We start from the raw sequence: 22,759 nt of genomic DNA on the forward strand, positions 1-22,759 counted from the left end.
GGCAGCGCCCGCCGAGGAGGCAGCGCCCGCCGAGGAGGCAGCGCCCGCCGAGGAGGCTGCGCCCGCCGAGCCGGCCGCACCCGCATCCCGCCCGACACCGGCCGCGCCCGCGGTCCGCCCCGTCGCGCCGAGGCCGCCCGCGCCGGGCCGTGCATGGGGTCGTGTCGCCGAGGACGGCACCGTCTACGTCCGCGAGGGCGACGACGAGCGCGCCGTGGGTTCCTACCCCGACGCGACGCCGGAGGAGGCGCTGGCCTACTTCGCACGCAAGTTCACCGAGCTCGAGGGCCAGGTCGCCCTCCTCGAGCAGCGCGCCCGTGGCGGCGCTCCGGCCGGCGACATCGCCAAGGCCGTCGCCCACCTCGGCGAGGCCGTCACCGGTGCGAACGCCGTCGGCGACCTCGCCTCGCTGCAGGGCCGACTCGCGAAGCTCGGCGGCACCGTCGGCGAGCTGACCGAGAAGCAGAGCGCCGAGGCGCGCGAGGCCGTGCAGGCCGCGATCGCCGAGCGCGAGCAGATCGTCGCCGCCGCCGAGGAGCTCGCCGCCCGCGACCCGCAGTCGGTGCAGTGGAAGCAGGCCAGCGCCGAGCTGGACGCGCTGTTCGCGCGCTGGCAGTCGCACCAGCACGACGGCCCGCGCATCCCGAAGGGCGAGAGCAATGAGCTCTGGCGCCGTTTCCGCGCTGCCCGCACGACCGTCGAGAGCCACCGCAAGGCGTTCTTCGCCGAGCTCGACTCCGTGCACAAGGAGGCGCGCACCCGCAAGCAGCAGCTCGCGGAGCGCGCCGAGGCGCTCGTCGACCGCGGCGCCGCCGGCATCCCGGACTACCGCAACCTGCTCGACGACTGGAAGCGCGCCGGCCGTGCCGGCAAGAAGGTCGACGACGCGCTCTGGGCCCGGTTCAAGGCGGCCGGCGACGCGCTGTACTCGGCGAAGGCCGAGGTCGACGCGCGCGACGACGAGGAGTACCGCGGCAACCTCGAGCAGAAGCTCGAGCTGCTGACGGAGGCGGAGGCGATCCTCAAGGTCGACGACCGCCAGAAGTCGAAGGACCTCCTCCTCGGCGTCCAGCGCCGGTGGGACGCGATCGGCAAGGTGCCGCGCGACTCCATCCGCACGGTCGAGGACCGGCTGCGCCGCGTGGAGAACCACGTGCGCAAGCTCGACGAGGACCACTGGAACCGCACCAACCCCGAGAAGCAGGCGCGCTCCGACGGACTCGCGGCACAGCTCACGAGTGCGATCGACCGGCTCGAGGCGGAGCTCGCTGAGGCGAAGGCCGCCGGCGACAAGCGGAAGGTCAAGGAGGCGGAGGAGGCGCTGGCCGCCCGCCGCATCTGGCTCGACGCGATCGGCTGACCGACGCTGATCGGCTGACCCGCTCGGATCGGTCGGGTGGACTGCTCGGCTGATCGGCTGGCGCGATCGGGCGGACCCGGCCGACCTCCACAGGCCGCCGCGACGGCCGGCCGTCCCCAGATGGCTCCGGCGAGGCCGCCCGCGCTCGCGATCACGGCAGAGTCGACGGATGCGGCCCCGCCCTGCGCTCCCCCGGGTGCTCGCCGAGCCCACGCTGCCCGGTCCTGAACTCTGCGCCGCGCGGCTCGACGGCGAGGTGTTCGCGCTCGGAGCCGGCTGGTGTCCGCTCGATGTCGAGCCGGGTCCCGCCGATCGCGCGGTCGGCGCGCTGGCGGGACGGCCCGCCTCGTGGATCGCCGACCGGGAGACCGCGCTCTGGATCTGGGGCGCCCTCGACGCGGAGCCCGCGCGGCTCCGTGCCTGCGTGCCGCTCGACGCCCGCGACCAGAGCGGCGCTGCCGTCTGGCCCTCGCCACGGGAGGTCGTGATCGCGCCGTCCGAGATCGCCGTGCTCGGCGGCTGCCGCGTCACGACGCCGGTGCGCACCGTCGTCGACCTCGCGCGGCACGCGGCGGACTGGACGACGCTGCTGCCCGCGGTGGTCCGTCTCGTCGACGGCCTCGCCGATCCGCACGTCCTGGCGGCGGCGCTCCCGGTCGACCGGCATCTCTCGCACGCTCGGCGCGCACGGCAGCGGATCGCGTCGCTGCCGGGCCTCAGCCGTTGTTGACGCGGTAGACGTCGTAGACGGAGTCGAGGCGCCGCACCGCGTTGAGCAGCCGGTCGAGGTGCACGGTGTCGCCCATCTCGAACACGAACTTGCTGATGGCGAGGCGCTCGCGCGAGGTCGAGACCGACGCAGACAGGATGTTCACGTGGTGCTCGCTGAGCACGCGGGTGACGTCGCTGAGGAGGCCGGCGCGGTCGAGCGCCTCCACCTGGATCTGCACGAGGAACAGGCTCTTCGACGTCGGCGCCCACTCGACGTCGATCATCCGCTCCTGCTCGGCGGAGAGCGCCGTGACGTTGACGCAGTCGTCGCGGTGCACCGAGACGCCCGAGCCGCGGGTCACGAAGCCGACGATCGCGTCGCCGGGCACCGGGGTGCAGCACTTCGCGAGCTTCACCAGGATGTCGGGCGCGCCCTTCACGAGCACGCCGGAGTCGGTGGACTTCAGCCGCCCGGTGCGGCCGCGGGTGAGGACGGCGGCCTCGTCGTCGTCCGACTCGGTCTCGCCCTGCACGGCGGCGACGATCTTCTCGATCACGGACTGCGTGGAGACGTGGCCCTCGCCGACGGCCGCGTAGAGCGCCTCGACCGTGTCGTACCGCATGGTCGCGGCGGCCTCGGTGACCGCGTCCTGGGTCATGAGCTTCTGCAGCGGCAGGTTCTGCTTGCGCATCGCGCGGGCGATGGCGTCCTTGCCCTGGTCGACCGCCTCCTCGCGGCGCTCCTTCGTGAACCAGCCGCGGATCTTGTTGCGCGCGCGGGTGCTCTTGACGAAGCCGAGCCAGTCCTGGCTGGGCCCGGCGTCCGGGTTCTTCGACGTGAACACCTCGACGACGTCGCCCGGCGAGAGCTCGCTCTCGAGGGGCACGAGCCGGCCGTTCACCTTCGCGCCCATGGTGCGGTGCCCGACCTCCGTGTGCACGGCGTAGGCGAAGTCGACGGGGGTGGCGCCGGCCGGCAGGCCGATCACCTTGCCCTGCGGCGTGAAGACGTAGAGCTCCTTCGCGCCGATCTCGAAGCGCAGGTTGTCGAGGAACTCCCCCGGGTCGGCGGTCTCCGCCTCCCAGTCGCTGATGTGCGCCAGCCAGGCCATCTCGGTGTCGGCGGTGCCCTTCGGCGTCGCGTCGCGTCCGGCGGTGCGCTCCTTGTAGGCCCAGTGGGCCGCGACGCCGAACTCGGCGCGCTGGTGCATCTCGTGCGTGCGGATCTGGATCTCGACGGGGCGTCCGGCCGGTCCGATGACGCTCGTGTGGAGCGACTGGTACAGGTTGAACTTCGGCGTCGCGATGTAGTCCTTGAAGCGGCCGGGGATCGGGTTCCAGCGCGCGTGGATCGCACCGAGCACCGCGTAGCAGTCGCGGATGCTGCCCACGAGCACGCGGATGCCGACCAGGTCGTAGATCTCGTCGAACTCGCGACCCCGGTTCACCATCTTCTGGTAGATCGAGTAGTACTGCTTCGGCCGGCCCTTGACGTCGCCCTTGATGCGGGCGGCCTTCATGTCGTCGCGGACGACGTCGATGACCCGCTGCACGAACTGCTCGCGCTCCGGCGTGCGGTCGCGCACGAGGCTCTCGATCTCCACGTAGAGCTTCGGGTAGAGCACGGCGAAGCTGAGGTCCTCGAGCTCCGTCTTGATGGTCTGGATGCCGAGGCGGTGCGCGAGCGGCGCGTAGATCTCGAGGGTCTCGCGGGCCTTGCGCTGCGCCGACTCCGGCGGCACGAAGCCCCAGGTGCGCGCGTTGTGCAGGCGGTCGGCGAGCTTCACGATGAGCACCCGGATGTCCTTCGACATCGCGACGACCATCTTGCGCACGGTCTCCGCCTGGGCGCTGTCGCCGTACTTCAGCTTGTCGAGCTTCGTGACGCCGTCGACGAGCATCGCGATCTCGTCGCCGAAGTCGGCGCGCAGCTCGTCGAGGCCGTACTCGGTGTCCTCCACCGTGTCGTGCAGCAGGGCCGCCGCGATCGTCTTCGCGCCGATGCCGAGGTCGGCCAGGATCTGCGCGACGGCGACCGGATGCGTGATGTACGGCTCGCCGCTGCGGCGCTGCTGGCCTGCGTGGGCGCGGTCGGCGGTGGCGTACGCGCGCTCCACGAGCGCGAGATCGCCCTTCGGGTGGTGCGACCGGACCGTCTTCAGCAGCCGGTCGAGCGCCCCGCCGGACTGCGCCCGCGAGAACAGCCGGGGCAGGATCGTCCGGAGCGTCGCCGTGCTCGACGACGGCTGCTGGACCTCCGTCATGCGCGCGCCTCCTCAGCGGATCCTACGCGGCGCACGACGGCCTCACCGGCTGCGTGCTCAGACCGTGACGCTCTTCGCGCGCTGCGCGAGCGTCCGCTTGTCGTTCTTGCGGATCTGCGGCTCGGTCGAGCGGATCATGGCGTAGAACGGCGACGCGATGAACGGCGTCGAGTAGGTGCCGATGATCGTGCCGACGAGCAGCGCGAGCGAGATGTCGCGCAGCGTGTCCGCGCCGAGGATGAACGCGCCGATGAACAGGATCGCCGCGACCGGGAGGGCCGCCACGACGCCGGTGTTGATCGAGCGCACCAGGGTCTGGTTCACCGCGAGGTTCACGGCCTCGCCGAACGTGCGGCTCGAGTCCTCGCGGAGGTCGGAGGTCGCCTCGCGCACCTTGTCGAACACGACGACCGTGTCGTAGAGCGAGAAGCCGAGGATCGTCAGGAAGCCGATGACGGCCGCCGGGGTGATCTCGAAGCCGGTCGCCGCGTAGACGCCGACGGTGATGATGAGGTCGTGCGCCAGGGCCACGAGCGCTGCGGCCGACATCTTCCAGGTGCGGAAGTACAGCGCCATCACGACGGCGGAGAGCAGCAGGAACACGCCGAGGCCGCGCAGGGCGTTGCCGGTGATGTCCGCGCCCCAGGTGGCGCCGATGAACGAGGCGGAGACGTCGTCGGCCTTCACCCCGAAGGTCGAGGCGAGCTCGCTGCGCACCGACGCGGTCTGCTTCTCGGTGAGCTGGTCGGTCTGCACGCGCGCGGCGTCGTCGCCGACGGTCGACACGTGCACCGTCGCGCTCGGGATGATCTTGTCGACGGCCGCGACGGCCTTGTCCTGCACCTCGGTCGACGAGCCGGGATTCGGGATGTCGGTGATCTGGAACTGCGATCCGCCCCGGAACTCGATGCCGAAGTTGAACCCGTTGGCCGGGTTGCCGCCGCCGCGGATGAAGGGCACGGCGATCGCGAGCACGGTCAGCGTGATGGCGATGGTGAACCAGATGCGCCGACGGCCGACGAAGTCGATCGAGCGGGCACCGGTATAGAGGTCGTTGCCGAACTTGGAGAAGCTCGCCATCAGGAGTCCTTGCCCTTCGTGCTGGCCGACTCGAGCTCGGCGGCCTTGCGCTCGGCGATCGTCTGACGGCGCTTCGCCTCGGCGGTCGCGCCGCCGCGACGGGCGTCGGCCGAGACCCGGAACTGCGCGCGGCCGCGGTAGATGGCGCCGAGGGCGTTCGGATCGAGCCCCGACAGCGGATGCCCGCTGGAGAAGAAGCGCGTCGTCGCCAGCAGCTGCAGCACGGGATGCGTGAACAGCACGACGATGAGCACGTCGATGATCGTCGTGATGCCGAGCGTCAGCGCGAAGCCCTGCACGTTGCCGACCGCGAGCAGGTAGAGCACCACGGCGGAGAGCAGGTTCACGCCCTTCGCGGCGTAGATGGTGCGCAGTGCGCGCTTCCATCCCGCCTCGACCGCGCCGACGAGGGCCCTGCCCTCGCGCAGCTCGTCTCGGATGCGCTCGAAGTAGACGATGAACGAGTCGGCGGTGAAGCCGATCGAGACGATCAGGCCCGCGACGCCGGCGAGCGAGAGCCGGTAGCCGTAGTGGTTCGACATGATCGCGATCACGACGTAGGTCAGCGCGGCGGCGACGACGAGCGAGAAGATCGTGACGAAGCCGAGCAGGCGGTACTGGAACAGCGAGTAGATCACGACCAGGATCAGGCCGATGAGGCCGGCGATGAGGCCGCTCTGCAGCTGGCTCGAGCCGAGCGTCGCCGAGATCGTGTCTTGGCTCTGCACCGTGAAGCCGATCGGCAGCGCGCCGAACTTCAGCTGGTCGGCGAGGGCCTTCGAGGTCTCCTGCGTGAACGAGCCGGTGATCTGCGCCTGGTCGCTGGTGACGCCCTGCACGGCCGGCGCGGTGATGACGCGGCCGTCGAGCACGGCGGCGAACTGGTTGCGCGGCGCCTCGAGCGAGATGAGCCGGGTGGTCATCGTCTTCTGCGCGGCGGCGCCCTCGCCGTCGAACTTCATGGTGACGGCCCACTCGCCGGTGCTGACGCCGGACGAGGACTGCACGGTGCCGTTGAAGGAGTCGGTGATGTCCGAGCCCTTCACCTCGACCGGGCCGAGGAGGTACTTGAACGCGCCGGCGTCGTCGCAGGTGACGAGCGGCTTCGCGGCGGGCGCGGTGTTCGCGCCGCTCGCGGTGACATCCGCGCACTGGAACGCGTCGTACTTCGCCTGCTGCGCCGGCGTGACCCACGACAGGTCGCTCGGGTTCGAGGGCTTCGCGGTCGGCGTGTCGCTGAGGCCGGCATCCGCGCTCGCACTCGGCGACGACGAGGCCGTGGCCGCCTGCGTGGTCAGCAGCACCGGGCGGAACTCGAGCTTCGACGACGACTTGATGCGGTCGAGGGTGGCCTCGTCCGGCGTGCCGGGGATCGACACGACGACGTTGCGCGAGCCCTGGGTCTGCACCTGGGCCTCGGTCGTGCCGGAGGCGTCGACGCGCTGGCGGATGATCGAGACGGCCTGGGTCAGCTCCTCGGCGCTGATCTGCTGATCACCGGCGAGCTGCGGGGCGAGGATGATCTCCGTGCCGCCCTGGAGGTCGAGCGCCAGCTTGGGCGCGAATTCCCACTTCCAGAACTGGACGCCGGCGACCAGCAGGCCGCTCAGGACGACCAGGATGACGAGGAGCCAGGTGAGCCCCCGCCAGGCCTTGCGGACCGGCGTCGTTCTCGTTGCCACTGACAGTCTGCTTTCTCATCGGCGCCGCATCGCACGAGCGATGCGCGCTCCCCCACGCGGGCCCGCCGGGCGGGCCGCCGTCGAGCCTACCGGCTACTCGGACGCCTTCTTGCGCGCGGTGGGCGACGCCTTCGCGGGGGCCGGCTCGTCGGAGGAGGTCTCGATGTCCGCGTCCTCGGCCGACTCGACCCGCTCGCCGAACTCCGGCTCGCCGTCCGCGGTCTCGAGCACGTCGGCGTCGTCGGCCGGGGCGGTCTCGTCCGCCACGGTCGGCTCGACGATCTTGCTCAGGGTCTGGCGGTGCACCCGCAGCTGCGTGCCGGGCGTCGTCTCGATGATGGCCTCGTTGGTGTCCTCATCGACGGAGATCAGCGTCCCGTAGATGCCGTGGCTCGTCATCACCTCGGCGCCGGGCACCATCTTCGACTGCATGTCCTGCTGGTCCCGCTGGCGCTTGCGCGAGTTGCGGAACATGAAGATGAGCATGACCGCGAAGACGAGCACGAGGCCGATGGTGAGGATGTTCTGGTCCACGAGGGGCCCTTCCGAAAGACTGTGGGGGGATCCGCCGAAGCCTACCGATCGAGGCTGTGCGGCTCCCGACGATCATAGTTCATCGTCGAACAGGGCCCCGCTCGGCGCCCGCTCCAGGCCGAGGTGGCGCCAGGCGCGGGGCGTCGCGACGCGGCCGCGCGGGGTGCGCGCGAGCATCCCGATCCGCACCAGGAACGGCTCGACGACGGACTCGATCGTGTCGGCCTCCTCCCCCACGGCGGCGGACAGCGTGCCGAGGCCGACCGGTCCGCCGTCGAAGCGGCGCAGGATCGCCTCGAGCACGGCGCGGTCGAGCCGGTCGAGGCCGATCGGGTCGACGTCGTAGAGCTCGAGGGCCGCGGCGACGGCCTCGGTGCCGGCGGCGACCTCGTGTACGAGCGCGTAGTCGCGCACGCGGCGCAGCAGGCGGTTCGCGATGCGCGGGGTGCCGCGGCTGCGGGAGGCGATCTCGCGGAGCGAGGTCGGCGGGATGTCGAGCCCGAGCGTGCGCGCCGCTCGCGCGAGCACCTGCACGAGCTCCTCGTCGTCGTAGAACTCGAGGTGGCCGGTGAAGCCGAAGCGGTCGCGCAGCGGGTTCGGCAGTAGACCGGAGCGGGTGGTCGCGCCGACGAGCGTGAAGGGCGCGAGGTCGAGCGGGATGCTCGTCGCGCCGGCGCCCTTGCCCACCATGATGTCGATGCGGAAGTCCTCCATCGCGAGGTAGAGCATCTCCTCGGCGCTGCGGGCCATCCGGTGGATCTCGTCGATGAACAGCACCTCGCCGGGCACCAGGCTCGACAGCAGCGCTGCGAGGTCGCCGGCGTGCTGGATGGCGGGGCCGCTCGACATCCGCAGCGGGCGGGCGCTCTCGGCGGCCACGATCATCGCCAGCGTCGTCTTGCCGAGTCCGGGTGGGCCGGCGAGCAGGATGTGGTCGGGCGTGCGGGTCTGGATGGCGGCCGCGTCGAGCAGCAGCTGCAGCTGGCCGCGCACCTTCGTCTGCCCCACGAACTCGGCGAGGCTCTTCGGCCGGAGCGCGCCCTCGAAGGCGATCTCCGCCTCCGACTCCGGCTCCGGGCGGACGAGCTCCTCGTCGGCGCTCATCGGGTGCTCACGCTCATCGGGTGCCCAGCGGCGCCGGGCCGAGGTGAGCGAGCGAGCGGCGCAGCAGGGCGGGCACGGAGGCGAGCTCGGCGTCGCCCGCCTCGGCGAGCACCTCGTCGAGCGCCTGGCCCGCGGTCTTCTCGTTCCAGCCGAGCTGCACGAGCGCGGCGAGCACGGAGGCCGCCGTGGCGGTGGCCGTCGACGCCGCCGGCGTGCTCGGGGTCGGCGCCGCCTCGAAGGCGAGCAGCTTGCCGGCCAACGACACGGCGATGAGCTTCGCGGTCTTCGGGCCGATGCCGGAGACCTTGCGGAACGCACCGTCGTCCTCGGTCGCGACCGCGCGCGCGACCTCCGACGGGGAGAGGGTCGCGAGCACGCCGAGCGCGGACTTCGGTCCGACGCCGGTGACGCCGCGGAGCAGGTCGAACACCGCGAGCTCGTCGGCGGTGGCGAAGCCGAACAGGCTGAGGTCGTCCTCGCGCACGATGAGGGCGGTGTGGAGGCGTGCCTCCTCGCCGATGCGGAGCGCGAGCGCGTGCTGCGCGGTGACCTGCACCGCCATCCCGACGCCGCCGACCTCGATGACGACCGCGGTGCCGGCGGCGGAGAGCACGGTGCCGCGCACGGAGGCGATCATCGGGCCAGCCTACGGTCGCGGCGCGGGTCGGCTGCCGGTGCGGCCGCGCGTCGAGCCGCGTCCTGCCAGGCGCGCTGCGCCGGGGTCAGCGCGGTCACCGGCGCGAGCGACGACGCGCCGGAGGCGGTGCCGCCGGACGACGCGCCGCCGCGCCACCCGGAGCAGATCGCGATCGCGAGGGCGTCCGCCGCGTCGGCGGGCTTCGGTGCGGCCTCGAGCCCGAGCACCCGGGCGACCATCGCGCCGACCTGCGCCTTGTCGGCGGCGCCGTAGCCGGTGATCGCGGCCTTCACCTCGCTCGGCGTGTGCAGGGCGACCGCGAGCCCCCGCTCCGCCGCGAGATGCAGCACGACCCCGCTCGCCTGCGCGACGCCCATGACGCTCTGCACGTTGTGCTGGGCGAAGACGCGCTCCAGTGCGACGGAGTCCGGCCGGTGCTCGTCGAGCGCCGCGCGCACGCCCTCGGCGATCGCCAGCACCCGGCGCTCGAGCGCCAGTCCGGGATCGGTGCGGATCACGCCGACGTGCACGAGCGTCACGCGGCGGTCGGGGCGCACGTCGACGACGCCCACCCCGCACCGGGTGAGTCCGGGGTCGATGCCGAGGATGCGCACCCGCTCAGGCTAGCCGCGTCATGCGAACATCCGTTCGAATGACGGCGGCGCGTCGCAGCCGGACGAGCGGGTCAGTCGTCCTCGTCGAGCACGGCCTGCACGTCGGCCGGCACCTCGAAGTTCGTGAAGACGTTCTGCACGTCGTCGCTGTCCTCGAGCGCGTCGATGAGCCGGAACACCTTGCGGGCCGTGTCGGCGTCGACCTCGACCTGCAGGTTCGGCACGAACTCGGCCTCGGCCGAGTCGTAGTCGATGCCGGCGCCCTGGAGGGCGGTGCGGGCCGCGATGAGCTCCGACGGGTCGGTGATGACCTCGAAGCCGCCGCCCTGGTCGACGACGTCCTCGACGCCGGCGTCCATGACCGCCTCGAGGATCGAGTCCTCGGAGACGCCGTCCGCCTTCGTGATCGAGATGACGCCCTTGCGGCTGAAGTTGTAGGCGACGCTGCCCGGGTCGGCCAGCGTGCCGCCGTTGCGCGACATCGCCGTGCGCACCTCGGCCGCCGCGCGGTTCTTGTTGTCGGTGAGGCACTCGATGTAGAACGCGACGCCGTTCGGGCCGTAGCCCTCGTACATGATCGTCGCGTAGTCGACGCTCTCGCCGGAGAGGCCGGCACCGCGCTTGATCGCGCGGTCGATGTTGTCGTTCGGCACCGAGGTCTTCTTGGCCTTCTGCACGGCGTCGACGAGCGTCGGGTTGCCGGAGAGGTCGGCGCCGCCGATCTTCGCGGCCACCTCGATGTTCTTGATGAGCTTCGCGAACGACTTCGCACGGCGCTGGTCGATGACCGCCTTCTTGTGCTTGGTGGTGGCCCACTTGGAATGACCGCTCACGGTGCTCCTCTCGCTGTCGGGCTGGGATCGCGCCCCGGGGCGCGGAAGACCGCCGTCCAGTCTACCGAGCGGGCGGGGAGGCCGGGGCCAGGCGGATGCCGGATCGCCGCAGCTCGAGCGCGGCGAGCCCGCGGACCGCTCCCGGATCCGCCGCGCGCCAGGCGGCGGCCGGGGTCGGGGAGATCCGCTCGAGGTCGGCGGCGCGCGCGGTCGCGAGCGCGCGGAGCGCGAGCAGGTCGGCGCCGTCGGCGAGTCGCAGCAGGCGGGCCGCCGAGGTGGCGCGGCGCACGAAGCGCAGCCGGCGCCGCAGCCAGAGCCAGAGCACGGCGACGACCGCGAGCACGACGATGAGGGCCGGCACGACGCCGGCCGCGGTCGCGACGACGTCCTGCTGCGTGCGTCCCGCGTCGGCGAGCGTCGATCCCGCGCCCGCGGCGTCGTCGAACGGCCGCCGGATGCCGTCGCCGACGAGCGGCACGTCGCCGAGCCGCTCCCCCGCGTCGCGCATCGTCCGCTGGAAGTCCGAGCCGGCCGTCTCGAGCCGGCGGCCGGCATCCGCGAGCCCGGTGATGAGGTCCCGCACGGCCAGCGCGAGCCAGACGGCGAGCCCGAGCGCGATCAGCGCCAGGAGGTCCGCGGCGATCTGCGCGGTGCGGCGGAGGGGGAAGTCGGAGTAGACCTTCATGCCGCCAGGCTAGGAACGGCTCAGCCGACGAGCCCGTTCTCCCAGGCGAACGCCACCACCTGCACGCGGCTGCGGAGCCCGAGCTTCGACAGGATCGCGCCGATGTGCGTCTTCACGGTCGTCTCCTCCACGAACGCGTCGGCCGCGATCTCGGCGTTCGAGAGGCCCTTCGCGACCAGGAGGAAGATCTCGGTCTCGCGCGGGGACAGTCCGGCGATCGCGTCGGGTCGAGCGGGTCGCGCGTCCGCCCCGAACCGGGCGAGCAGGTCGAAGGTCGCCGCGGGCGCGATGACCGCCTGCCCGGCGTGGACCGTGCGGATCGCGGCCAGCAGGAACTCCGGCTGCGCGTCCTTCGTGACGAAGCCCGCAGCGCCCGAGCGGATGGCCCGTGCCACGGCCTCGTCGCGGCGGAACGTGGTCACCACGATGATGCGGGGCGGCGCCGGCCGCGCGAGGATCGCCTCCGTCGCGGCGAGGCCGTCCATCCCCGGCATCCGGATGTCCATGAGCACGACGTCGGGCCGGGTGCGCTCGGAGGCCGTCACCGCCTCGGACCCGGTCGCGGCCGTGGCGGCGAGCTCGAGATCGGCCTGCGACTCGAGCAGCATCGCGACGCCGTCGCGGAACAGCCGCTGGTCGTCGGCGACGAGCACGCGGATCACGCGGGCGCCTCCGCCGGCGCGGCGACGCCCGCCGTCGCCGGCGACTCGGCTGCGCGGAACGGGACGAAGGCCGTCGTGCGGTGATCGCCCGAGTCGTCGAAGCCGGCCGCGAGCCAGCCGCCGGCGAGCCGGGCGCGCTCGGCCATGCCCGGCAGCCCGCGCCCGCCGCCCTCGGTCGGCTCGTCGCTGCGCTCCCCGGTGCCGTGGGAGACGAGCTGGATGGAGAGGCCGGGTCCGCGCCAGTCGAGCACGAGGTCCGCCGCGGAGCCTCGGCCGCGGTGCCGCAGGGCGTTCGTGAGGCCCTCCTGCACGATCCGGTACACGGCCGCCTGCTGCGCCGGCCCGAGCGGCTCCGGCTCGCCGGCGGTCGTGAGCACCACGCCGAGCCCGGCGTCGCGGACGCCGTCGACGAGGGCCGGGAGCTCGTCGAGCGTGGGCTGCGGGGCCTCCGTGCCGTCGACGATGCCGTCGATCATCCCCTGCACGTCGACCAGGGCCGTGCGCGCCGACTGGGCGATGGACTCGAGCGCCGTCGCCATCGCCGCGGGCCGGGAGGTCTCGAGGTAGCGGGCCCCGTCGGCCTGCGCCACGATCACGGCGAGCGAGTGCGCGACGACGTCGTGCATCTCCTGCGCGATGCGGTTGCGCTCGTCGGCGAGGGCGAGCGAGCTCTCCGTGGTCTCGAGGCGGGACGTGACCCGGGCGGTCTCGCGGAGCGCCTCGAGACGGTCCAGCGCCTCGCGCACCGCGACCCCCGTGCCCCAGGCGACGAGGCCCACGGCGATGAGCAGCGTCGGCACGATCGCGCCGCCGCCGCCCCCGACGCCGCTCCAGAACGGCGCCGAGGCCAGCGGCGGCGCGAGCACCGCGGCGACGAGGGACGACCACCGGATCCGACCGCGGTGGGCGGCGGCGAGGAGCCCGACGGCGAGGGCGACGGCGACGTAGACCGGCGCGTAGCCGCTCGAGGAGGGATAGGTCAGCGCCTGCATGTTCACGATCGGGCCGACGGCGTCGGTGACGACGGTGATCGTCGACGGGCTCACGATCACCCCGAGCAGGATGGCGGAGGCGGCGGTGACGGCGAGGGCGCCCAGCGCGGCGACGGGGAGGCGGATGGCCAGTCCGACGGCCGCGCAGGCGGCGAGCAGGGGGATCAGGCCCTCAGGGAACGTCGAGATCATCGACAGCGCCCCGGTGAGTGCGATGACGACGGCCGCGATCGGGGGCACCCAGGGGGCGGAGCGGATCAGGAGCGGCTGCATGCCGATCACGCTATGACGCCCTCGGTGCCGGCGGACCCGTCGCAGGCCGGATCTCGTCCGAAAGTCGGAGCCCTCAGGCCGCCCGCACGCTCGCGAGGAGCCGCTCGTGGAAGCGCGTCTCGCCGTCGGCGACCTCGGGGTGGAAGGCGGTCGCGAGCAGCGTGCCCTGCTCGACGGCGACCGCGCGGCCGTCCGGGAGCGCGGCGAGCACGGTCACCCCGGCGCCGACCTCCTCGACCGCGGGCGCCCGGATGAAGACGGCGTGCACCGGACGCTCCCCCAGCGCCGGGATCGTCAGGTCGGTCTCGAACGACTCGTTCTGCCGGCCGAAGACGTTGCGGCGCACGGTGACGTCGAGCCCACCGAGGCTGCGCTGGCCGGGCGCGCCGTCGAGCACCCGGTCTGCCAGCAGGATCAGACCGGCGCAGGTGCCGTAGACCGGCATCCCCGATGCGATGCGCGCCCGGATCGGCTCCGCCAGCCCGAGCTCGCGCGCGAGCCGGTCGATCACCGCCGACTCGCCGCCGGGCAGGACCAGTCCGACCACCTCGTCGAGGTCACCGGGACGTCGGACCGGCACCGCCGCCGCGCCGAGCCGCGCCAGCACGGCGAGGTGCTCGCGCACGCCGCCCTGCAGCGCGAGCACGCCGATGCGGGGGGCGGCTACCACCCGCGCTCCGCCAGGCGGTGCGGGGCCGGCAGGTCGGCGACGCTGATCCCGACCATGGCCTCGCCGAGGCCGCGCGACGCGTCCGCGATCGCCCGCGGGTCGTCGAACTGGGCGGTCGCGCGCACGATCGCGGCGGCGCGCGCCGCCGGGTCGCCGGACTTGAAGATGCCCGAGCCGACGAACACCCCGTCGGCGCCGAGCTGCATCATCAGCGCCGCGTCGGCGGGCGTCGCGACACCGCCGGCCGTGAACAGCGGCACCGGCAGCGCGCCGCGCTCGGCGACCTCGGCGACGAGCTCGTACGGCGCGCGGAGCTCCTTGGCGGCGACGTAGAGCTCGTCGCGGCTGCGGGCGGCCAGCGCGCGGATCTCCGAGGTGATCGTGCGGATGTGCCTCGTGGCCTCCGACACGTCGCCGGTGCCGGCCTCCCCCTTCGAGCGGATCATCGCCGCGCCCTCGGTGATCCGCCGCAGCGCCTCGCCGAGCTCGGTCGCGCCGCAGACGAACGGGGTCGTGAAGCCGCGCTTGTCGATGTGGTTCTCGTAGTCGGCGGGCGAGAGCACCTCCGACTCGTCGATGAAGTCGACGCCGAGCTCCTGCAGCACCTGCGCCTCGACGAGGTGGCCGATGCGGGCCTTCGCCATCACCGGGATGCTCACGCTCGCGATGATCTGGTCGATGAGGTCGGGGTCGCTCATCCGGGCCACGCCGCCCTGCGCGCGGATGTCGGCGGGCACCCGCTCGAGCGCCATGACGGCGGTCGCGCCGGCGTCCTCCGCGATGCGGGCCTGCTCAGCCGTGACGACGTCCATGATGACGCCGCCCTTGAGCATCTCGGCGAGCCCGCGCTTGACGCGGTCCGTGCCGGTGACGGGGGTCTCGGGAGCGATGGTGTCGGTCATGGCGCCGACTGTAGGAATCCGGCGGGGGCGCTGTCGCGTCCGCGAGCGGGCCGATCGCGAAGAATCGGACCCTTCGACGAGCTCGGGGAGCCGAGGACCGGCTCGGCCGTGGCTACGCCGGCCAGGCGTCCGCGAGCTCCTGGCGGGTCTCGCCGAGCAGCTTCGGGATGGCCTTCGTCTCCGCGATGATCGGGAAGAAGTTCGCGTCGGAGGCCCAGCGCGGCACCACGTGCTGGTGCAGGTGCCCGGCGATCCCGGCGCCCGCGACGGCGCCCTGGTTCATGCCGATGTTGAAGCCGTGCGGGTGCGACGTCGCCGACAGCACGCGCATCGCGGTCTGCGTGATCGACGCGATCTCGGCCGTCTCCTCCGGCGTCGCCAGGTCGTAGGTGGCGACGTGGCGGTACGGGCAGACGAGCAGGTGCCCGCTGTTGTACGGGAACAGGTTCAGCAGCACGTAGGCGAGCTCGCCCCGGTGCACGATGAGCGCGTCCTCGTCCGACCTCGTCGGCGCGGTGCAGAACACGCACTCGTCACCGGGGGCGGCGGCGCCCGACTCGATGTACGCGATCCGGTGCGGCGTCCAGAGCCGCTGCAGGCCGTCCGGGTCGCCGGCGAAGGCCGACGACGGGTCGACGCGGACGCCGTCGTCCGCGTCGCCCGCGCCGTCCGTCATCAGACCTGGGCCTTCGTCTCGATCGCCTCGACGATGCGGGCGATGGCGTCCTCGACCGGCACGCCGTTGTCCTGGTGCCCGTCGCGGTAGCGGAAGCTCACCGTGCCCGCGTCGTGGTCCTTCTCGCCGGCGATGAGCTGGAACGGCACCTTCTGCTGGGTGTGCGTGCGGATCTTCTTCTGCATCCGCTCGTCGCTCGAGTCGAGCTCGGCGCGCACGCCCTTCGCCCGGAGTCGGTCGACGACCTCGAGCAGGTAGTCCGCGTGCTGGTCGGACACCGGGATGCCGACCACCTGCACCGGCGCGAGCCAGACCGGGAACGCCCCGGCGTAGTGCTCGAGCAGGATGGCGAAGAAGCGCTCGATCGACCCGAACAGCGCGCGGTGGATCATGATCGGCCGCTTCTTCTGGCCGTCGCGGTCGGTGAACTCCAGCTCGAAGCGCTCCGGCAGGTTCACGTCGACCTGCACGGTCGACAGCTGCCAGACGCGGCCGATGGCGTCGCGGGTCTTCAGGTCGATCTTCGGCCCGTAGAACGCGGCCTCGCCCGGCACCTCGGTGAGCTTGAGCCCGGATGCGCGCGCGACGTTCCGCAGCGCGCCCGTCGAGTACTCCCAGAACTCGTCCGAGCCGATCCACTTCGACTTCTCGTCGTCCTTCATCGAGAGCTCGAGCTCGAAGTCGTCGAGGCCGAAGTCGCGCAGCATCGAGATGACGAAGTCGAGCACCTTGGTGGTCTCCGCCTCGAGCTGCTCGGGGGTGACGAACAGGTGCGAGTCGTCCTGGGTGAAGCCGCGCACGCGGGTCAGCCCGTGCAGCGCGCCGGAGAGCTCGTTGCGGTACACCGTGCCGTTCTCGGCCAGCCGCATCGGCAGGTCGCGGTAGCTGCGGCCCCGCTCCTTGTAGATGAGGATGTGCATCGGGCAGTTCATGGGCTTGAGGTAGTACTCGACGCCCTGCCTGGTGACGTGGCCGTCCGCGTCGCGCTCCTCGTCCATGACGATCGGCGGGAACATGCCCTCCTTGTACGTCACCAGGTGGTTCGAGGTGATGAACAGGTCCTTCTTCGAGATGTGCGGCGTGTACACGTAGGTGTAGCCCGCCTCGACGTGCCGACGGCGCGCGTGCTGCTCCATCTCCATCCGGACGACGCCGCCCTTCGGATGCCAGACCGACAGTCCGGAGCCGATCTCGTCCGGGAACGAGAACAGATCCAGCTCCTGGCCGAGCTTGCGGTGGTCGCGCTTCGCGGCCTCCTCGAGGCGGTTCAGATACGCCTTCAGCTCGTCCTTCGTCGGCCACGCGGTGCCGTAGATCCGCTGCAGCTGCGGGTTCTTCTCCGAGCCGCGCCAGTAGGCGCCGGCCGAGCGCATGAGCTTCCAGCCGCCGCGGAGCGCGCCGGTGTTCGGCACGTGGGGGCCGCGGCAGAGGTCGCGCCAGACGACCTCGCCCGACGCGCTGTCGACGTTGTCGTAGATGGTCAGCTCGCCCGCGCCGACCTCGACCGACTCACCGGAGTCGCCCGTCGACGCGCCGCCCTTGAGCCCGATGAGCTCGAGCTTGTACGGCTCGCCGGCGAGCTCGCGCCGCGCCTCGTCGTCGGAGACCGGGCGGCGCTGGAAGCGCTGGCCGGAGCGGATGATCCGCTCCATCTCCTTCTCGACGGCGGCGAGGTCCTCCGGGGTGAACGGGGTCTCGACGTCGAAGTCGTAGTAGAAGCCGTCCTGGATCGGCGGGCCGATGCCGAGCTTCGCCTCCGGGTTGATCGACTGCACCGCCTGCGCGAGCACGTGCGCGGTCGAGTGGCGCAGGATGGCGAGGCCGTCCGGCGACTCGGCGGTGACCGGCTCGACGGCGTCCGTCGTCCCGACCGTCGTCGCCTTGTCCTTGAGCTCGCCGTTCACGCGCAGGGCGATGACGGAGCGGTCGGGGAAGAGGTCGAATCCGGTCTGAGAACTCACATCCCGAGCCTAGCCGCGCGGGGAGGTCAGCCCTTCCGCACGCGGATGGCGATGCGCGTGACCCAGCGGGTCAGGTCGGGCTCGAGATCCGGATCGGTGAGGTACTCCTCGATCCGGCTGCCCCAGCGGTCGCCGTCGGCATCCCATTCGACGCCGTGCGCCGCGCCCCAGTCGAGCACGCGGCCGGTGGCGGCCTCGAGCGAGTCGGGATGCCCGGTGTGCTCCAGCACGACGTAGTCCCCCGCCGGCAGTACGTCCGCCTCGACGTCGTCGGGCATGACCGCGTCGTCGGGCACGGCGATCGCGGCGGTGACCACGAGCCGGGCGGCCATGTCGATCTCGCGGTAGCGCCAGATCGGCGGCGGGGTCGACGGCACGCCGGCTCGGCTCAGGGCGTCGGCGAGCCGCCGGCCGGCATCGAGCAGGTCGGGCGCGAGTCGCGCCATCGACGTCTCGGCCGTGACGCCGGCGGTGCGGACGAGGTCGCGGTGCACGAGGCGGGGCTCCTGCACGGGGTGGTCGGCGTCGTCGCTCATGGCCGCGAGGGTAGTCCCCGGGCGGCTCAGCCACGAGTGCGGATCGGGGTGCCTCGGCACGAGGGCGATCCGCTCTGGCCGCCGGGGCCGCGGCGTGGCACCGTGGAGTCATCCCGCCAGCGCCGTCCGAGGAGCGTCCCGTGACCGATCCGTCCGCCACCGCCCCCGAGCCCGTCGAGACCGGCTACGTCGCCGTCGGCGGACTCCGCATCCACTACGCGCTGTACGGCGAGGGCGGCACCCCGCTGGTCTTGCTGCACGGCGGGCTCTACGACTCGGGGATGCAGTGGGCGCACCTGCTGCCGGCCCTCGCCGCCGGCCGGCGGATCGTCGCCATCGACCTGCAGGGCCACGGCCGCACGAACGACATCGACCGTCCGCTCGCCCCGGCCGGCCTCGCCGCCGACGTCGCCGCCGTGCTGGAGCACCTCGGCATCGACCTCGCCGACGTGTTCGGCTTCAGCCTCGGCGGCGCGGTGGCCATCGAGCTCGCCGTCCGCCGCCCGGAGCTGGTGCGCCGGCTCATCGTCGGATCGATCGCGTTCGACCGCGACGGGGAGCGCGGCGAGAACGCGGCTGCCGTCGGCGCCATGACGGTCGACATGATCGCCGGCAGCCCGATGGAGCAGAACTACCTGGCGCTGTCGCCGCACCCCGACCGCGAGCATCTGCAGACGCTGCTCGACAAGATCGGCGCCTTCCTCGCCGGCGACCGCGGCTGGACCGACGACGAGATCGCGGGCATCACCGCCCCGACGCTCATCACGGTCGGCGACGGCGACATGGTGAAGCTGGAGCACGCCGTCCGCTTCCTCCGTCTGCGCGGCGGCGACGTCAACGCCGACTTCGCCGGCCTGCCGTCGTCGCAGCTCGCGGTCTTCCCCGGCACGTCGCACTTCTTCGGCATTTCGCACACCGATCAGGTGCTCGCCGCGGTGCTGCCGTTCCTCGATACGCCGGACGGCGTGCGGGAGTCGATCGCGGGGTGATGGTGCGGGCGGGACGGACGGGTCAGGTCTCGTAGATCCAGAGGTTGCGCGAGACGGTGAGCGAACCCGAGCCGGAACCGGAGGGCTTGCAGGACATGAGGAGCCCGAACTTGTCGCGCCCGAGCGCACCCAGCGGCGAGCAGGGCGCGCCCGGCGTCACGGGAGAGGAGACGATCGGCGGCGGCGCCGGAGCCACCGGACACGCTGCGGCGTAGGGCAGTTGGAGCCAGGGGACGACGCCGGAGGTGATCGACACCGTGCCCTTCGACCCTGATGCGATTCCGGGTCCCTGGACCCGGAAGCCCGAGGTCGTGGCAGGGATGATCACCTCGAAGTAGGTGGCTCCGGGAACCGAGACGCCGACGTTGATCGCGTCGTTGTTCGGGTTGTTCAGGGTGATCGACAGCGTGTCGGTCATGCCGAAGCAGGTCGCCGTCGCACTGCCGGACAGCGGGATGCCTCGGCCCGGGACCCGGAACCGGGCGCCCTCGTAGTTCCAGACGGACGGCGCGAACGTCGCCTGCACGTGATCCCGCTCGTTGACGTCCGCGGTGTAGAAGTGATGTCCGAGTGTGTCGCTCCAGAATCGCGAGACCTCAACCGTGCCCGGCTCTGTCGTGTCGTCCGGGTAGACGTAGAACGCGACGTGCTCGTAAGCCCAGGTGTGGGAGTCGTAGGTCGCCTGGACGCGCGCCTTCTCGTCCGGGTCCGCGGTGTAGAAGTGCCCGCCGAGCTTGTCGCTCCAGAATCGGTACAGGGGCACGGTTCCCGGCACCTGCCGGGTGTAGGCCATGTAGCGCTGGCCCTCCCAGCTCCAGATGGTCGGCCAGGTCTGCGAGACGTGGTCCCGCTCGACGGGGTCGATCGTGTAGAAGTGCGAGCGGTAGCGGTCGCTCCAGAAGCGGTAGACCGGGGTGGGCTGCGGCGACGTGGGGTTCGCGAAAACGTCCGGGAGCGAGACGCTCTGATCGCCGCAGCCGGCCGTGCCCAGCACCTGCGCGAGCTTCGTCTTCTCGGCGGAGTCGATCGAGAGGGTCCACGAGTACTTCACCCGCACCCAGTCGGTGGCATAGCGGCAGGCGGCGGATGCCGACGGCGGCATCCACTGCGCAGGATCCCGGTCGCCCTTCGCCTGGAACACCGCGGTGCCGATCGGCTGAAGGGCGAAATCCTGATCGAGGTTGTTCGCGTACGACCACCGCGTCTGCTCCGACCAGTTCGCCGCGCCGGAGGCCCATGCCTCGCCGAGCGGCACGAGGTGGTCGATCTCCAGCTGCGATGCGGCGGTTCGGTTCACACCGTCGTACCACGAGGTCCAGGAGCCGCCCGTCACGGGGCAGCGCGACGGAGCGGTGCCCGCCGTGGTGACCGGGACCGCGCTGTCGCGCTCGAGCACCTCGGATCGCGTGTCACAGCCGTCCTGGTCCGAGTCTAACCACATCCGGAACTGCGCCCGCTCGTAGCCGCTCGGATCGGGCGCCTCCACGCGGAGCTGCGAGAGCAGGGCGCTCGCCGTGGTGGTGCCGGCGGCGGATGCGGTGGCCGGCGCGAGGAGCGCGCCGAGCGTCAGCGCGAGGATCGCGGGGACGGCGACGACGAGACGGCGCATGGCTGCTCCAGGGTTCGAGTTCGCCTCAACCTAGGTGGGGGGCCGCGGTGCCGCCCCTCCCCCGTTCGGGGGTGTCCGGAGGGGTCCTCCGTGGCCGCCCGGTGGACCGGTCGTGGGTGCTCAGGCGGCGCGCCACCGGTTGCGCGTGTCGGTCGCCGAGGGCTTGCACTGCATCAGGAGCCCCGTGGTCGTCCGTCCGTAGGCGCCGCGCGGCGTGCAGAACGCGCCGGGAGTGACGCCGGTCGCGCTGATCGGCGGCGACGGCGGACTGACGACCGGCGGCGTGACCACGGGCGGCGGCGGGGTCGTGCAGCGCACCGAGTACGTCTGCGGAGCGGCGGCGACGCCGTCCACGGTGAACGTGATCGTGCCCGAGGTGCCCTCGGTCAGGGCCGGACCCGATACCGAGGTCGTCGTCGTCGAGCCGCCGATGGCGAAGGCGTAGGAGGTGCCGGCGACGGTGTAGCCGACCTGCGCGGTCGTGCTGTTCGGGTTCGAGACGCTGATCGCCAGCGATGCGGTGCTTCCGCTGCAGACCACCGAGGCCGTCGTCGTCACCGGGATGCCGTGGGCCGGCACGCGGTACTTGCCGCCCTCGTAGTTCCAGACGGACGGAGCGAACGTGGCCTGCACGTGGGTCTTCTCGTTCACGTCGGCCGTGTAGAAGTGGTGACCGAGGGTGTCGCTCCAGAATCGGGAGACCTCGACCGTGTCCGGCTCGGTGGAGTCCGCCGGGTAAACGTAGAACGCGACGTGCTCGTAGGCCCAGGTGTAGGTGTCGTAGGTCGCCTGGACGTGCGCCTTCTCGCTCGCGTCCGCGGTGTAGAAATGGCCGCCGAGCTTGTCGCTCCAGAACCGGTAGAGCGGCACCGTGCCCGGCACCTGGGTCGTGAACGCCTGGTATCGCGCGCCCTCGTAGCTCCAGATGGTCGGCCAGGTGGCGATGACATGGTCACGCTCGGCGGGGTCGATCGTGTAGAAGTGCGCGCGGTACCGGTCGCTCCAGAAGCGGTACACCGGCATCGCCTGCGCCGCGGCGGGCGGCACGGTGGTCGGCGGGGTCGTCGTGGCCGGGGCCACCGAGACGGTCGGCACGACGACCGGCTGGTCGCCGCAGCCGGCGGTGCCGAGCAGCTGCTGGAGCTTCGTCTGCTCGGCGGTGTCGATCGTCAGCGACCAGGCGTACTTCACGAGCACCCAGTCCGTCGCGTAGCGGCACGCGACGTCGGCGGCCGGCGGCATCCACTTCGCCGGGTCGCGGTCGCCCTTCGACTGGTTCACGTTGTCGGTGACGGCCTGGAGCGCGTAGACCTGGTCGAGGTTGTTGGCGTACGCGGTGCGCTGCGCGGGCGTCCAGGCCGAGGCACCCGACGCCCACGCCTCGCTCAGGGGCACGAGGTGGTCGATGTCGACATCCGACGCCGCGGTCCAGGTGGCGCCGTCGTACCAGGAGCTCCACGATCCGGTGGAGACCGTGCAGCCGCTGCTGTAGGCGATCGGCGTCGTCGTGTCGCGCTTGAGCACCTCCGCGCGGGTGTTGCACCCGTCGCCGTCGGCGTCGACCCAGGTCGGGAAGAGGTCGCGGTCGTATCCCGTCGCGTCGGGGGTCGCCACGGCGAGCTGCGTCAGCAGCGAGCTCGCGGTGCTGTCGGCGGCGGACGCGGCGCCGGGAGCGGCGAGCAGGCCGCTGAGCGCGATGGCGAGGACCGCGGGGATGGCGAGGGCGAGGCGGCGCATGGGGCTCCTTCGAAGCACGAGGACCCCTCAACCTAGGCAGGGGCATCCGCTCCGGTCCCGCCCCCGTTGTGGGGCGTCCCGCCCGGTCCTCCGGGGCTGCCCGGAAGCGCCGGACCGAGCGCGGCGACGCCGGCCGAGGATCGTCGAACACGCGCCGATCCCGGACATGCGAAGAGCCCCGGTGCCGTTCATCGGAACGGCCGGGGCCCTGCTGAGGTGCGCGATACTGGGATCGAACCACCAGCGGT

Annotated in this window: 21 protein-coding genes; 3 read left to right on the forward strand and 18 right to left on the reverse strand. The window is 72.2% G+C overall.

Annotated elements, in window-relative coordinates:
* Positions 1-214 precede the first annotated feature (214 nt).
* Complete coding sequence (locus AC1RSJ_RS14725; RefSeq protein WP_493119248.1) at positions 215-1,360, forward strand: DUF349 domain-containing protein; 1,146 nt, start codon at positions 215-217, stop codon at positions 1,358-1,360.
* 169 nt (positions 1,361-1,529) lie between these two features.
* Positions 1,530-2,090: a type IV toxin-antitoxin system AbiEi family antitoxin gene (locus AC1RSJ_RS14730; protein WP_493119187.1), complete on the forward strand. Its 561-nt coding sequence runs from the start codon at positions 1,530-1,532 to the stop codon at positions 2,088-2,090.
* On the opposite strand, the gene AC1RSJ_RS14735 is transcribed toward AC1RSJ_RS14730, so the two are convergent.
* The 16 genes from AC1RSJ_RS14735 to AC1RSJ_RS14810 form a co-directional block, all read right to left on the reverse strand.
* Positions 2,077-4,335, reverse strand: a complete 2,259-nt coding sequence (locus AC1RSJ_RS14735; RefSeq protein WP_493119188.1) for a RelA/SpoT family protein — start codon at positions 4,333-4,335, stop codon at positions 2,077-2,079. The two genes, AC1RSJ_RS14730 and AC1RSJ_RS14735, sit on opposite strands and share 14 nt — an antisense overlap.
* 57 nt (positions 4,336-4,392) lie before the next feature.
* A complete protein-coding gene (gene secF / locus AC1RSJ_RS14740) occupies positions 4,393-5,415 on the reverse strand; it encodes a protein translocase subunit SecF (RefSeq protein ID WP_493119189.1) in 1,023 nt (340 codons plus the stop codon).
* Positions 5,415-7,097, reverse strand: coding sequence for a protein translocase subunit SecD (secD, locus tag AC1RSJ_RS14745; RefSeq protein WP_493119190.1), 1,683 nt, complete (start codon positions 7,095-7,097; stop codon positions 5,415-5,417). The genes secF and secD overlap by 1 nt, the downstream gene beginning before the upstream one ends.
* A gap of 93 nt (positions 7,098-7,190) precedes the next feature.
* The gene (gene yajC / locus AC1RSJ_RS14750) at positions 7,191-7,631 is read right to left on the reverse strand and encodes a preprotein translocase subunit YajC (protein WP_493119191.1); all 441 of its coding nucleotides are present in this window, start codon (positions 7,629-7,631) and stop codon (positions 7,191-7,193) included.
* Between the two features lie 72 nt (positions 7,632-7,703).
* Positions 7,704-8,735: a Holliday junction branch migration DNA helicase RuvB gene (gene ruvB / locus AC1RSJ_RS14755; protein WP_493119193.1), complete on the reverse strand. Its 1,032-nt coding sequence runs from the start codon at positions 8,733-8,735 to the stop codon at positions 7,704-7,706.
* A 13-nt stretch (positions 8,736-8,748) separates the two neighbouring features.
* Positions 8,749-9,372 (reverse strand): Holliday junction branch migration protein RuvA, encoded by a 624-nt coding sequence (gene ruvA / locus AC1RSJ_RS14760; protein WP_493119194.1) that lies wholly within the window; start codon positions 9,370-9,372, stop codon positions 8,749-8,751.
* On the reverse strand, positions 9,369-9,986 hold the full coding sequence (gene ruvC / locus AC1RSJ_RS14765) for a crossover junction endodeoxyribonuclease RuvC (RefSeq protein WP_493119196.1): 618 nt from the start codon (positions 9,984-9,986) through the stop codon (positions 9,369-9,371). Before ruvC ends, ruvA begins: the two co-directional genes overlap by 4 nt.
* Before the next feature lie 71 nt (positions 9,987-10,057).
* Positions 10,058-10,819: a YebC/PmpR family DNA-binding transcriptional regulator gene (locus tag AC1RSJ_RS14770; RefSeq protein ID WP_493119197.1), complete on the reverse strand. Its 762-nt coding sequence runs from the start codon at positions 10,817-10,819 to the stop codon at positions 10,058-10,060.
* Positions 10,820-10,880: 61 nt separating this feature from the next.
* Positions 10,881-11,504: a hypothetical protein gene (locus tag AC1RSJ_RS14775; RefSeq protein ID WP_493119198.1), complete on the reverse strand. Its 624-nt coding sequence runs from the start codon at positions 11,502-11,504 to the stop codon at positions 10,881-10,883.
* Positions 11,505-11,524: 20 nt separating this feature from the next.
* On the reverse strand, positions 11,525-12,166 hold the full coding sequence (locus AC1RSJ_RS14780; protein ID WP_493119199.1) for a response regulator: 642 nt from the start codon (positions 12,164-12,166) through the stop codon (positions 11,525-11,527).
* A complete protein-coding gene (locus AC1RSJ_RS14785; protein WP_493119200.1) occupies positions 12,163-13,431 on the reverse strand; it encodes a sensor histidine kinase in 1,269 nt (422 codons plus the stop codon). Before AC1RSJ_RS14785 ends, AC1RSJ_RS14780 begins: the two co-directional genes overlap by 4 nt.
* Before the next feature lie 73 nt (positions 13,432-13,504).
* Positions 13,505-14,101 (reverse strand): pyridoxal 5'-phosphate synthase glutaminase subunit PdxT, encoded by a 597-nt coding sequence (pdxT, locus tag AC1RSJ_RS14790; protein WP_493119201.1) that lies wholly within the window; start codon positions 14,099-14,101, stop codon positions 13,505-13,507.
* On the reverse strand, positions 14,095-15,003 hold the full coding sequence (pdxS, locus tag AC1RSJ_RS14795; RefSeq protein ID WP_493119202.1) for a pyridoxal 5'-phosphate synthase lyase subunit PdxS: 909 nt from the start codon (positions 15,001-15,003) through the stop codon (positions 14,095-14,097). The genes pdxT and pdxS overlap by 7 nt, the downstream gene beginning before the upstream one ends.
* 112 nt (positions 15,004-15,115) lie before the next feature.
* Positions 15,116-15,679 (reverse strand): HIT family protein, encoded by a 564-nt coding sequence (locus AC1RSJ_RS14800; protein WP_493119203.1) that lies wholly within the window; start codon positions 15,677-15,679, stop codon positions 15,116-15,118.
* Positions 15,679-17,640, reverse strand: coding sequence for a threonine--tRNA ligase (thrS, locus tag AC1RSJ_RS14805; RefSeq protein ID WP_493119204.1), 1,962 nt, complete (start codon positions 17,638-17,640; stop codon positions 15,679-15,681). The genes AC1RSJ_RS14800 and thrS overlap by 1 nt, the downstream gene beginning before the upstream one ends.
* A 26-nt stretch (positions 17,641-17,666) precedes the next feature.
* Positions 17,667-18,176, reverse strand: coding sequence for a GyrI-like domain-containing protein (locus tag AC1RSJ_RS14810; RefSeq protein WP_493119205.1), 510 nt, complete (start codon positions 18,174-18,176; stop codon positions 17,667-17,669).
* Between the two features lie 140 nt (positions 18,177-18,316).
* Here AC1RSJ_RS14810 and AC1RSJ_RS14815 point away from each other — a divergent pair, with 140 nt between their 5' ends.
* Positions 18,317-19,165 carry an alpha/beta fold hydrolase gene (locus AC1RSJ_RS14815; protein ID WP_493119206.1) on the forward strand — a complete coding sequence of 283 codons (849 nt, stop codon included), beginning with the start codon at positions 18,317-18,319 and terminating at the stop codon, positions 19,163-19,165.
* Positions 19,166-19,187: 22 nt separating this feature from the next.
* Here the strand turns inward: AC1RSJ_RS14815 and AC1RSJ_RS14820 are convergent, their stop codons facing one another.
* Together AC1RSJ_RS14820 and AC1RSJ_RS14825 are read right to left on the reverse strand one after the other, a co-directional pair.
* Positions 19,188-20,774: a hypothetical protein gene (locus AC1RSJ_RS14820; protein ID WP_493119207.1), complete on the reverse strand. Its 1,587-nt coding sequence runs from the start codon at positions 20,772-20,774 to the stop codon at positions 19,188-19,190.
* Between the two features lie 120 nt (positions 20,775-20,894).
* Complete coding sequence (locus tag AC1RSJ_RS14825) at positions 20,895-22,511, reverse strand: GmrSD restriction endonuclease domain-containing protein (protein WP_493119208.1); 1,617 nt, start codon at positions 22,509-22,511, stop codon at positions 20,895-20,897.
* Positions 22,512-22,759: the final 248 nt, after the last annotated feature.

This window comes from Schumannella sp. GW821-FHT10F01 (assembly GCF_058809295.1).